Source organism: Pseudoalteromonas sp. SANK 73390 (genome assembly GCF_054966645.1).
Window position 1 is genome coordinate 1 of sequence record NZ_ARPN01000056.1, and the last position, 14,068, is coordinate 14,068.

Annotated in this window: 4 protein-coding genes and 1 pseudogene; 3 read left to right on the top strand and 2 right to left on the bottom strand. The window is 42.9% G+C overall.

Annotated features, from left to right (window positions below; genetic code table 11):
* Positions 1–6,043: Ig-like domain-containing protein (locus SANK73390_RS08575; RefSeq protein ID WP_462765438.1), on the top strand; the 6,043-nt coding region annotated here is incomplete at its 5' end.
* Between the two features lie 188 nt (positions 6,044–6,231).
* Here the strand turns inward: SANK73390_RS08575 and SANK73390_RS08580 are convergent.
* Entirely contained in the window at positions 6,232–7,536 is a 1,305-nt protein-coding gene (locus SANK73390_RS08580; protein ID WP_462765440.1) for an inosine/guanosine kinase, read from the bottom strand.
* A gap of 274 nt (positions 7,537–7,810) precedes the next feature.
* On the opposite strand from SANK73390_RS08580, the pseudogene tadA reads away from it, so the two are divergent.
* Positions 7,811–8,290: pseudogene (gene tadA, locus SANK73390_RS08585) on the top strand (tRNA adenosine(34) deaminase TadA); the annotation flags it as partial.
* 264 nt (positions 8,291–8,554) lie between these two features.
* Here the strand turns inward: tadA and mltF are convergent.
* Entirely contained in the window at positions 8,555–9,922 is a 1,368-nt protein-coding gene (mltF, locus tag SANK73390_RS08590; protein ID WP_462765442.1) for a membrane-bound lytic murein transglycosylase MltF, read from the bottom strand.
* 228 nt (positions 9,923–10,150) lie between these two features.
* On the opposite strand from mltF, the gene purL reads away from it, so the two are divergent.
* Positions 10,151–14,035, top strand: coding sequence for a phosphoribosylformylglycinamidine synthase (gene purL, locus SANK73390_RS08595; protein ID WP_462765444.1), 3,885 nt, complete (start codon positions 10,151–10,153; stop codon positions 14,033–14,035).
* The last annotated feature ends 33 nt before the right edge of the window (positions 14,036–14,068 follow it).

Below are 14,068 nucleotides of genomic sequence, written 5' to 3' on the forward strand. Positions count from 1 at the left end.
TTCTAATTCGACGGTATCACGAACGGTAACGGCAGATGGCTCGGGTAACTGGACGATAAGTGGTCAAGAGCTGGATGTAAGTGGCTTAAATAATGGCAGCTTAACGGTGTCGGCGACACAGCAAGATACTGCAGGGAATACCTCAAATGCGGCCACGCAAACCATTACACTTGATAATGCGGTACCAGCAGGTGCGACCGCTGCAATTGATCAGACAATCATTAATGCCAGTAATGAGTCTGCTTTGAGTTTTACACTCAGTGGTTTAGAAGGTTCGGGGAGCTTTACATATCAAATATCAGACGGAACCAATTCGGTAAGTAGTTCAGGGGCAATCACTATTACAGGTGTAAGCCAACAAGTAACCTCAGTAAATGTGAGCACGCTGGCTGAAGGGACGTTAACTTTGACCGTGACGGTAACAGATTCAGCTGGCAACCAAGGCACTGGCTTTACAGACACAGTGACTAAGCAATATAACGTGGCTCCTGTATTGACGGGGACACCTGCAACGAGCATTAATGAAGACAGTGCTTATAGTTTTACACCAACACTTGCAGATTCAGATACGGCAGATACACATACTTACAGTATTACAAATAAACCAACATGGGCGAGTTTTGATACGCAAACTGGCGCATTAACTGGCACGCCTGATGATTCTCATGTTGGTACCACAGCCAACATTCAAATTTCTGTCAATGACGGAACAGATACTGGTAATTTAACTGCTTTTAACATTGAAGTCGTCAATACCAATGATGCGCCGACGGGTCAAAATACCAGTTACACTATCAATGAGGGGGCAACACTCTCCAGAGACTTTAACAATGGCCTATTAACATTAGCCAGTGATGATGATTTAGATTCAAATGATAGCCTAACAATTGTTAAAGACACTGACACTCAATATGGCACATTAACGTTAAACACGAATGGTAGCTTTAGTTATGTTCATGGTGGTAGTGAAAACCACACTGATAGTTTTACATACCACGTTGAAGATAACGCTAATACCAGCTCACCAGTTTATACTGTAACAATTAATATGAACGCAGTAGAAGATGCACCGACGGCTGTTAACGATACCCTAACTACCTTGGAAGATGCTTCAAATACAATTAATGTGCTGGCTAATGATAGTGACCCTGAAAATAATATGGTAGCGTCATCGGTAGTTATTAAAACTCAGCCAACCAAAGGCCAAGTAAGTGTTAGTAATGGCGTGGTCACTTTTACTCCAACAGCAAATGAAAATGGCGCAGACTCTTTTACTTATACAGTCAAAGACTCTACTCAGGCTGAATCAAATGAAGCTACGGTTAGTGTGACGATTACCGCAGTAAATGACTTACCTGTAGCGGCTAATTTTACACCGAATATTGATGAGGATACACCAACCTCAGCATTATCAGTTCGAGCTAGTGCAACAGATGTTGAAGATACAAACCCTACGGGTAATATCACGTTAGAATCGCAACCAAGTAAAGGTCAAGCTGCAGTAGATTTGAACAATGGCACCATTACTTATACACCAAATGCTAATGAAACAGGTAGTGATAGTTTTACCTACTCGATTTTAGATAGTGATGGTGGTAAATCTAATATTGCAACTATCTCGGTGAACATAGGTGCTGTAAATGATAGACCGGTAGCAGGCAATGATGCTGTTACCACAAATGAGGATACAGCAACAACCCTTACCGTTTTGGCAAATGACTCAGATGTAGAAGACCAAGGGTTCGACGGCACAGATATTGTCTTAGAGGATAAGGGCGATGGTGCAGGTAATTACGACCTTGCTACGGTAACGGTTGGCACTGATGGTGTATTGGCTATTACACCTAAACAAGATCAAAATGGCACGCTCACTTTTACCTATACGGTTGAAGACAGCGATGGTTTGCGCTCAGACCCGGCCACGGTAACCGTGACAATTACAGCTGTTAATGATGCGCCAGTTGCTGTAGGTAATACAGCTCAAATACTAGAAGATGGCAATATTGAAATTAACGTATTAGGTAATGATACGGATGTAGACAGTCAGTTAAATACATCAAGTGTTACTATTACTAGTGCACCTCAAGGGGGCAGTGCACAAGTACTAGCCTCAGGTGCGGTATTGTATACACCATCAGCTAACTTCTTCGGTACTGATAGCTTTGCATATACTGTGCAAGATACCGAGGGTCTTACATCTAATGCGGCCACAGTGAATATTACAGTGTCATCGGTTAATGATGCTCCTGTTATCTCTGGTACACCAACAACGTCAGTGAATGAAGACGAAAGTTATAGCTTTACACCAAGTGCCAGTGACAATGACCAAGATACGCTGACCTTTAGCATAACAGGCCTACCCGTATGGGCGAGCTTTGATGACTCAACGGGGGCACTATTGGGCACGCCTATAGAAGGGCAGGATGGCAATTACGACAATATTGTGATCTCAGTCAGTGATGGGCAAGAAAGTGTGTCGCTTGCGGCCTTCTCCATAACGGTTAATGCCGTTAATGATGCCCCTACTATAAGCGGAACGCCAGCGACTACCGTATTACAAGATGAACCATATAGCTTCACACCTCAGGCATCTGATGTAGATTCTAATACGCTTACTTTCTCAATTACCAATTTACCGAGTTGGGCTAGTTTTGATAATGCAACGGGGGGCCTTTCAGGTACACCAACAGGTGATAATGTTGGCGATTATGGCAATATTGTAATTTCGGTTGGAGACGGAGCGCTTCAGGCAAGCCTACCAGCTTTTAATATCACAGTTGAACCAGTTAATGCAGCCCCCGTTGCTAGTAATATGCAAAGGAGTGTGAATGAGGACGGTACAACTAGCTTTGTGGCGGATGCGACAGATGCTGATGGTGATGCTCTCACCATCGAGCTACAAAGTCAGCCGCAAAATGGCCAAGCAGTTGTTCAGGGAACAACAATAAGCTATACGCCGCTACCTAATTTTAACGGTAATGATGAATTTAGCTTTGTTGCATCTGATGGTCAGCTGCAATCAGATGTAGCGCTGGTGAATATTTCTGTTGTGCCAGTGAATGATGCACCTATTGCCATTGATGATACGTTTACGTTTGATGCGGTGTCATCTAATCAGTATAGCTTGCCAGTATTAGACAATGACCTAGACCCAGATGGTGGTGTGTTGCGCTTGCTGGGTGCGAGAGTGTCACTTGGAAGTGTTAGTGTTTCAGATAACACTTTAATTTATCAAGGGGTTGCTAACGCTCAGGGGCCATTTGCGGTTACCTATGTGATAGAAGATACTGATAAAGCTAGAGCTGTTGCAAATGCGACTATCACTATAAATAATACAGCAGGAGGTGCAGGAGCGCCGACTATTCAAGCACCAAGTGGAGTGACGGTTAATGCCACTGGGTTGTTTACAAAAGTGGACTTGGGTACTGCAATCGCGACAGATAGTCAGGGTAACCCCCTACCAGTATCTCTGACTCGCAATGTGCCTATATTTGCTCCTGGGCAGCATGTCGCTTACTGGCAAACGCAAGATAGTCAAGGTTTACAGGCTACAGCAAGTCAGAACGTTAACGTGAATCCTTTAGTTTCATTACAGAAAAATAGCCAAGTAGCAGAGGATAAAAGCCACTCGGTGGGCGTTTACCTCAATGGGGTGGCACCCAGTTATCCTGTGACGATTCCTTATACGGTATCAGGCAGTGCTGATAGCAGTGATCATGACTTACAATCCGGTGAAGTCGTTATTAGTTCAGGTACTCAAGCAAGTATTAACTTTAATATTTTTGCTGATACCTTAACTGAAGGTAATGAAACTATTGTTATTAATTTAGATAGTAGTTTAAATCTGGGGGCTAAATCATCATCTACAGTTACGATTGTTGAGCAGAATGTGGCACCAGCAATTACTACTTCAGTCAGTCAAGAAGGGGAAGAGCGCTCACTTGTTACTGCATCTGATAGCAATGTAACAATAACGGCTTCCGTATCAGATCCAAATCCAAATGATCAAGTAACGGTCACTTGGCAATCAGACTCAGCACTTACTAATACATCATCAGATCCTTTGCAATTTGTATTTAATCCGCAAGGTATTGCTACAGGTATCTATAAAATCGCAGCAAAGGCAGAAGATAGTGCAACGCCAAGCCTAGCGACTAATAAGGATGTATATATTGAGATAATTGCGGCCTTAGACCCGCTTGCAGGAAATGATTCTGATGGCGACCTTATCCCTGATGATGAAGAGGGATATGCTGATTCTGATGGTGATGGCATTCCAGATTATATGGATGCAATTTCTGATTGTAATGTGATGCAGGAGCAAGCTCTGGAGTCGAGCCAATTTTTAGTTGAAGGTGATCCCGGTGTTTGTTTGCGCAAAGGTGTTACGGTTGCACAGAACCAAACTGGCGGTGTTCAGTTATTAGAAGCAGAGTTACCTAATGATCCTTCTGCACAAAATATTGGCGGTCTGTTTGATTATATTGCCACAGGTCTGCCAAAACCAGGAGAGGTTTATAGCATTGTCTTACCTCAGCGTAGCCCCATACCGGGTGGTGCGGTGTATCGCAAGTTGAGTAATGGCCAATGGCAAGACTTTGTTATTGGCGATGGAAACCAAGTACTCTCTGCTGTGGGCGAACCAGGCTTTTGTCCACCTCCAGGTGAGGATTTATGGATAGATGGCTTAGCTGAGGGAAGTTGGTGTGTGCAATTGCGTATTGTAGATGGTGGGCCGAATGATGATGATGGTATTGCAAATAGCACCATTGTTGACCCAGGTGGTATTGCAGTACTATTGAGTGATAACTCGCTTCCTATAGCCAATGCAGATTCAGTAACTATTGTTGCTGGGCAAACAATTATTATTGATGTTATTGAAAATGATACCGATGCAGATGGAGACGCATTAACCGTTTCAGGTGCTACCGTCGACTTTGGTAATGTGGTGGTTGAAAATAACCAACTGCATTATACGCCACCTGCTATGTTTATTGGTGAAGCAATGATTCAATACAGCGTAACGGATGGTCAAGGAGGTACTGCAAATAGCACGGCAGCAGTTTCTATTGTCACCAACCAAGCGCCAAACGTTGTAAATGATAGTGTCACATCGGATGGTTCAGCATTAGTAATAGACGTACTAGCCAATGACAGTGATCCGGAAGGTACTGCGTTGAGCTTGGTATCTGCATCAGCCACGCACGGCAGCGTAGTGGTTAATATCGATAATACTTTAAGCTATACACCACAATCTGGCTTTACGGGGTCTGATACCATTACTTATGTGGTACGTGATGAGTTTGGTGCGACTGCAGAAGGTATAGTCAGTGTCACTGTGAGTATTCAACAAAACACCAGTACAACTATTAGTAATAGTTCATCAGGTTCAATGGGAGGCATACTTGTGCTAATCGTGTCAGCATTATTTATACGAAGAAGGAAAGCGTTATTACCCGCATTTGCAGTTGTGAGTAGTATGTGTGCTATGAGTGCAAATGCCAGTCCTGCCGATTGGAAGGTGACAAGTTCGGTGGGCCAAGCAACCGCTGATACTGAGGTAGGGCAATCACCACTCATTGTTTCAAATGTTGATGATAGTGATATTAGCTGGTCTATAGGTGCGTTTTATCAAGTTGCGCCTAATTGGGACGTTGGGTTACGTTACATAAACCTTGGGGAAGGTCGTATTGATTTCTCAGGCTCAGTAGTCGAGTCAAATGATGCACACAACGTTGTGCGAAAAGTTGCACCAGTGCTGCCTGAAGGGGTATCCATGCAGGTCGATTACTCTAAAAACCTCACGGGTAAGTTTCAAGGTAAAGTGTTCTTTGGGGCCTTTAATTGGAAATATAAAATAGACAGTGCTAGTGATAGCGGCACATCATATCGTTTTGAAGATAACGGTACTAGCGGCTATTTGGGAGGAGGCGTATATTATGAGGTTTCTAATGACCTAACTATTGGCCTTGATTATAGTCACTATTTTGTATCAAAAAATGATATATCTGAAATAGCGCTAGGGTTACAGTACCGCTTCTAGCGCGAGTGACTCGTGTTTTGAAATAAATAGCCTCTCTTTTTAGAGAGGCTATTTATTATTATAACTTTGTGCTTTGCAACTTCTATAAAACTTAATCTAAATGACTTACGTAGAATAACCGCATACCGAAATTCTTGTCTTGTTACTAAGCCATTTAATGCAACTGGTATACCATTAAGTGAACGGGTTTATTTATCCCAGTAAGATTGCTCTAGCGAGTCTTCACGCTCAGGTAAACCTTTTGATAGGCGAGGCGAGTGTTGCACTAAAACTTCGTAGCTGGCTCTATTTGCATATTTACTAATTTGTGCCAGCGAAGAATAAGTAATGGCTTGTTGTTCATGTTTGGCTGAGTTTGGCACGTTAAGTTTGTGATACTCATTCGCCGATAAATCATGTAATACAGCTGCCAGAGCACAATCACCAGCACCGTTGGTGTTTTTTATCGTGTCAGGACCACCCATGTAAGGTGCCGTATGTGTATATGCTCTAATTGGTGTTTCACAATCAGCTTTGCGCATACCTCGTGAAAATTCATAGCGGTTAAACTCAGCGATTGCACCCGGTAATAGTGGGTACTCGGTTTCACGTTTGTAATGCTCATCAACATAACCTGCCATGAATAACCCTTTCGGGCCGGCAGTACAAATAACAAGGTCTACCCAATCGAGTGCCTTATCAGCCGCTAAAAGAGGGTCATTAAATCCAGTTATCGCTTCGCCTTCTTCTTCATTCATAGCAAGAATATCAACGTGTTTATCAACAAATTCTGCCCACCAAGTTGGGTCTTGTTCAATTAAGAATTTAGTCCCAAGTGTTAGTACCACAGGTACACCTGCTTGGTTTGCATAATGAACCGCTTGCATTGTTGCTTGAGTCATTGTTTCATCACCAGTTGTACGCATAAGGTAGGCGCTGATCACCAGTGCTGAGGCGTTTTCAATTAAAGATTGAGAAATAGACTCAGGACGTAAATAGTTCATTAGTCCTGCGCTGATCGCAAACGTACGCTCACCAGAGGCATCGATTAATGTAAAACATCGACCAATTGGACCATCTACGGGCTGTAGATGATTTAAGTCCACGCGACTGGATGTGTTACACAAAAACTTGTAGGCATAACTACCCACAGTGATGTTTTCACTCATAACGCCAAGTAAGACAGAGCGGTCATCTGCCAACACCGAATGATTGTGCATGGTATTACCTATGGTTCCGCCAGCAAATTCGTAATCAATCATGTTATCGCGTTTAAGGCGCTCGTAAAGTGCATTGGTGATGTCACTCGCGATGACTTGCGACATGCCTAGTTGTAAGCCAAATTCATCTAAAAAAGCCTGATCAACTTTAGCTTCAATATCAACAACGATTTGATCAATACCACAGATATAGCTGTGCTTTAACCCATTATCATTACCTAACTGTTTGATTATAGGGTCTTTATCTTCCACTGGAAAATAATGTTTATGCCTGCGGCGTCCCGGAAATTTCATGTTTTACCCGTGCGTGTTGAGCTCAAGAAATAAAAAAAGCGGCGAATTATAGCCTAAGTGTAGCCATTAGAGCCATGTGATTTTACGATTTTCTAGGATGATTACACTAAAATGAAGAAAATAATCAGTTTTTTACAATTTTACTTATTGTTATGCCTTTAAAAGATTGTCACAGGTTTCATAAAAAAAGCCACCAAGAGTCATGTTTATCGCTTTACTGGTTCACGGTATACTAGTCAGTGAGTACTTAGGCAATTGTGAAGTTAAAACCCCCATGAGCGAGCTAGAACAAGATCAATATTGGATGTCGCAAGCGTTAGAGTATGCCGACAAAGCACAGCAGCAAGACGAAATCCCTGTGGGAGCGGTAATTGTAAAAGATAATCAAATAATTGCAGCTGGCTGGAATCAGTCAATATGCAACCATGACCCATCAGCGCATGCAGAGATGCAGGCTGTTCGAAAAGCAGGTCAAGTGCTTGAAAATTATCGCTTGGTTGATTGTACTTTATACGTCACGCTAGAGCCTTGCCCGATGTGTGCTGGGTTATTGGTTCATAGTCGTATAAAGCGAGTGGTATTTGGTGCAAAAGATGCGAAAACAGGCGCTGTAGGTTCTATTATGAATTTAGTTAGGGAGCCTAAGCTCAACCATCAATTAGAAGTTACTGAAGGTGTATTAGCTCAATTATGTAGTGAAAAAATATCTGCATTTTTTAAAACGCGGCGTCAAGAAATTAAGGCAGCAAAAAAACTAAAAAAGCAGCTCAAGGTTGAGCCGCCATTTCTTCCATTTGCAACAGGGCAAATAACTTTCTTCGTAGTAGCACTTTTTTGTGTGCGTTTTTTAACATAACACGACGTCTATTTGGTGTCGTGTGTCGTGTATTACGTTTGAATTGATGAGTTCGACGTCTTTTAAGCATCTGAACCTCCTTATATGTGTGAGAGAAAAGCACGCGTAACAGCTTTACAGGTCTTTATTGCAAGTTAATGACAGGTTGCCTTTACAAACAAGCTACTTGCTAGAGTGTGCACTGAGTGCATCATTTTCATCTAACCAGACCAGTGCATCATAATAACGACGAATGTTATCTACATACTGAACGGCAACATCTCCGCGTGCATATCCATATTTAGTGTTTCGATAGTAGCGTTTTTTTATAAGTAGCGGTAGTCGTTTTTTAACGTCTGCCCAATTGTCCGGATCAGCCCCTTGGCGTTGGGTAATTATCCGAGCATCATTAACATGCCCCCATCCTACATTGTATGAAGCTAACGCAAACCAAGTTCTGTCAGGCTGCGGTATACGCTTGGGTATACGTTTTAGTAACTTTGCCAAATATTGCGCGCCGCCTCTAATGTTTTGTTCTGGCTCTAACCGGTTGGTGACCCCCACTTGTTTTGCAGTTGGTCGTGTTAACATCATTATACCACGCACACCGGTTGGTGATTTAGCGCTAGGGTCCCACATAGATTCTTGGTAGCTCAAGGCTGCCAATAATCGCCAATCTATGCTTTTAGCGTGTTCTTTAAACCAAGTTAGGTAGTTAGGTAATACTTCATGTGCGGCTTCAACAAATGCTAACGCATTAACGTAATTGAAAGACGCAACATGACCATAATATTTTTCCTCTAATGTATAGAGTACATCTGTTTGTTTAAGTTCAGCAAAAAAAGGTAACAGCAGCGCATACAGTGAGTCATCACCGTTATTACGTAATACCCAAGAGATAGGATCGCCTCGTGTTACAGAAAACCCGATACTAACCGTTGGATGATAACGACGGAACAATGCTAGAGTATGAGAATCAGCAATGGTGTAATCAATTTGCTCGTCAATAATACCAAGCAAGAGTTCCTCTTCGTCCATATCACTCACAGTTTGCCATTTAAGTGCAGGGTATTTTTGCTCTAGTTGTTGTAAGGTCAATACATGGCTAGAATTTGCTAAAACAGTAATAGGCTTTTCTATATCTTCCATGCTTCTAGGTCTTGTTCTTCCTTGCTTATAAACGAGCTTTTGGCTGATTGTTCGGTAACTGGGGCCAAAGCGATAGTATTTGGTGCGTTGTGGGTGATAGCTTATTCCTGAGGCAATCATATCTAAATCGCCATTATCTAATCGTGCAAACAATTCAGACAAGCTGAAAAAGGGCACCATTTGTAGTTGAACACCGAGAAAATCAGCAAACTCCGTACTTAGATCGTATTCAAAGCCTTGCTCACCATGACGAGCTTGAAAGTAATTACCGGGGCCTGCAAGCGTACCGACTCTAATCACTTGCTTATGTTTGATGTTCTCGAGTTGGTTGTTTGAAGCCTGCTCACAACCAACTAAGATACATAAAACGACAGCTATGAATGTCCACTTTCCCCTATGCATGTCCTCTCCTCGCGTGGTGTAAGCGTATTCTTCACGTTAGCTAAATTTTCCAGCGAACGCAAAATTAAAACTTTGTGTTATTTTTAATGGGTCATAACGGGTTGGTTTTAAATTAAAAAGTGGTATTTTTGCGAGTTTCGGCATTATTAGTATTAAACCCAAGCGACATTTCTACTATAATAGCGGCCCTAAATATCGTTCAATCCCTAACCCCGGATGAAAATACCTATGTTGATCCTACGTGGTGCGCCTGCACTGTCTGATTTTAGAGTTCAAAAAGTCCTTACAAACTGCACAGCTGCAAATTTACCTGTAACAGGTGTTTATGCAGAGTTTATGCACTTTGCTGATTTAACTGCAGAGCTTAGTGAGGCTGAACTGGTTAAACTTAATAAGTTGTTAGAGTATGGTCCGACGATTGCGGAACACCAGCCGCAAGGTCAGTTAATTTTAGTGACACCTCGCCCTGGTACTATTTCACCTTGGGCCTCTAAAGCAACTAACATTGTGAATAATTGTGGCTTGAGCCAAGTACACCGTGTTGAACGAGGAATTGCTTATTACGTTGAGGGTGATTTAACTCCAGAGCAACTCTTACAAGTTGGTACTTTGCTACATGATCGTATGACAGAGTCGACACATACTCAGCTTGAAGATGCAGCACAGTTATTTAAAGTGGATGAGCCGCGCCCAATGTCTTCAGTGGATATTTTGGGTGGTGGTCGCGAAGCACTTGTAACAGCAAACGTAGAGCAAGGTTTTGCATTAGCTGACGACGAAATTGATTACTTGGTAGAAAACTTCCAAAAATTAGGACGTAACCCGAACGACATCGAATTATTTATGTTTGCACAAGCAAACTCTGAGCACTGTCGTCATAAAATTTTCAATGCAGATTGGACTATCGACGGTGAAGCACAGCCTAAATCACTGTTTAAAATGATTAAAAATACCTTTGAAACACATCCTGAAAATGTGTTGTCTGCATATAAAGACAATGCGGCTGTGATGAAAGGGTCAACGGCAGGTCGTTTCTTCCCAAATTTAGACGGTGAATATGCTTATCATCAAGAGAGTATTGAAATCTTGATGAAAGTAGAAACCCACAACCACCCTACAGCGATTGCACCATTCTCAGGCGCGTCGACAGGCTCTGGTGGCGAAATTCGTGATGAAGGTGCAACAGGTCGTGGTTCTAAACCAAAAGCAGGGTTGGTCGGTTTCACTGTATCGAACTTGCGTATTCCAGGTTTTGAACAACCTTGGGAAAGCGACTTTGGTAAGCCTGGACGTATTGTTAATGCACTTAATATCATGACGGAAGGGCCACTAGGTGGCGCGGCATTTAATAATGAGTTTGGACGTCCAAATTTATTGGGTTATTTCCGTACTTACGAAGAAAAAGTGAATAGTCACAATGGTGAAGAAGTGCGTGGTTACCACAAACCAATTATGTTGGCGGGTGGTTTAGGGAATATCCGCACAGACCATGTGCAAAAAGGCGATATCCCAGTTGGTGCCAAATTAGTGGCATTAGGTGGACCTGCCATGAACATTGGTCTAGGCGGTGGGGCTGCTTCTTCAATGGCATCTGGTCAATCAAATGAAGATTTAGACTTTGCATCAGTACAGCGTGAAAACCCTGAGATGGAGCGTCGCTGTCAGGAAGTTATCGACAAATGTTGGCAGTTGGGTGATAAAAACCCGATTGCGTTTATTCATGATGTGGGTGCTGGTGGCTTATCAAATGCCTTCCCTGAGCTTGTGGATGATGGTGGCCGTGGTGGTAAATTCCAACTGCGTAATATACCAAACGATGAGCCCGGTATGGCACCACACGAGATCTGGTGTAATGAATCACAAGAGCGCTATGTCATGGCTGTGGCAGTTGAAGATTTTGAGCGCTTTGAAGCAATCTGTAAGCGCGAACGAGCTCAGTATGCGGTAATTGGTGAAGCTACTGAAGCGCGTCACTTAACGGTTGCAGATAGCCACTTTGATAATAATCCAGTTGATTTACCGCTTGACGTATTATTGGGTAAAGCACCAAAAATGCACCGTGACGTTAAATCACAACAAGTACAGGGTAAGGCGCTAGATACGCAAAACATTGATGTGTCTGAAGCGGCAACGCGTTTATTACGCTTACCTGCAATTGCAGAGAAAACATTTTTAATCACCATTGGCGATCGAACTGTTACGGGTTTAGTAGCACGCGATCAAATGGTAGGCCCTTGGCAGGTGCCAGTTGCGAACTGTGCAGTAACAGCAGCTTCTTTTGATACTTATCACGGTGAAGCAATGTCGATGGGTGAACGTACCCCAGTGGCACTACTTAACTATGGTGCTTCAGCACGTTTAGCAGTTGCTGAGTCATTGACTAACATTGCTTGTGCAAACATAGGTAGCTTAGAAAATATCAAATTATCAGCTAACTGGATGGCCGCGGCAGGTCACCCGGGTGAAGATGCCGGCCTTTACGAGGCGGTTAAAGCAGTCGGCGAGGAACTATGCCCGGCACTAGGCTTGACTATTCCTGTGGGCAAAGACTCCATGTCGATGAAAACCAAGTGGGATGATAATGGCGAAGAAAAGTCAGTAACAGCGCCTCTTTCATTGATTATTACAGCATTTGGTCGTGTTGAAGATATTCGTAAAACAGTCACACCACAATTACGTACAGATAAAGGCGACAGTTCACTTATTTTGCTTGATTTAGGCGCGGGTAAAAACCGTATGGGTGCCTCAAGCTTAGCGCAAGTTTACAAACAGTTAGGTGATAATACACCAGATGTAGACAGTCCAGAATTATTAAAAGGCTTCTACAATGCGATGCAAATGCTGGTCGCTGATGAAAAATTACTTGCTTATCATGACCGCTCGGACGGTGGTTTGTTCAGTGCTGTGACTGAAATGGCATTTGCGGGCCACACAGGTGTAACTGTGACTCTAGATAGCCTAGTTGGAGGTGATATTGAAGTACTTTACAACGAAGAGCTGGGTGCTGTTATTCAGGTTCGTAATGATGACTTAAGTGCAGTTAATGCAGTGCTAGCACAGCATGGCTTATCGTCGGTTTGTCATGAAATTGGTACGTTAAATAATGATGACACTATAGTATTTAATCGTTCAGGTAACACGCTATTAGGTAATACTCGCACTGAGTTACGTACTATCTGGGCAGAAACTACTTATCAAATGCAGGCACTACGCGACAACCCAGAATGTGCTAAGCAAGAATTTGACGCGAAGTTTGACGCCAAAGATCCTGGTCTTAATGTAAAGCTAAGCTTTGATATCAATGAAGATATTGCAGCGCCTTATATCGCCACTGGCGCCAAACCTAAGATGGCGATTTTACGCGAGCAGGGTGTTAACTCACATTTAGAAATGGCTGCAGCATTTAATCGTGCTGGTTTTGCTGCCGTAGATGTACACATGAGTGACATTCTTGAAGGTCGTTTAACACTTGACCAATTCAAAGGTTTAGTTGCATGTGGTGGTTTCTCGTACGGTGACGTATTAGGTGCTGGTGAAGGTTGGGCAAAATCAATCCTATTTAATGATATGGCACGTGAGCAGTTTAAAAGCTTCTTCCATCGTGAGGACACATTCAGTTTGGGTGTGTGTAACGGTTGTCAGATGATGTCTACGCTTAAAGAGTTGATCCCAGGCTCTGAGCATTGGCCACGCTTTGTCACTAACAAGTCAGAACGTTTTGAAGCACGCTTTAGTTTAATTGAAGTACAAGATAGCCCATCAGTATTCTTTGATGGTATGGCGGGCTCTCGTATGCCGATTGCGGTATCACACGGTGAAGGTCATGCTGAGTTTGCAAACTCAGGTGCAGTAAACGCAGCACTGGACTCTGGAACGGTTGCACTTAAATTTGTTGATAACTACGGTAATCCAACAATGCAATATCCGAATAACCCAAATGGTTCACCAGAGGGGATCAGCAGTATGACCTCAACCGATGGTCGGGCAACTGTCATGATGCCTCACCCTGAGCGTGTATTTCGTGCAGTAGCGAACTCTTGGCATCCAGACGAATGGTTAGAAGATAGCCCATGGATGCGTATGTTCCGCAACGCGCGTAAAAACGTTGGCTAGATTGATATCGAGATGAAATAAAAAGGCCGTTGT

What these genes read in the sequence shown, in the direction of transcription:
- SANK73390_RS08580 (WP_462765440.1), bottom strand. Translation starts at nt 7,536, where the DNA reads ATGAAATTTCCGGGACGCCGCAGGCATAAACATTATTTTCCAGTGGAA.
- mltF (WP_462765442.1), bottom strand. Translation starts at nt 9,922, where the DNA reads ATGCATAGGGGAAAGTGGACATTCATAGCTGTCGTTTTATGTATCTTA.
- purL (WP_462765444.1), top strand. Translation starts at nt 10,151, where the DNA reads ATGTTGATCCTACGTGGTGCGCCTGCACTGTCTGATTTTAGAGTTCAA.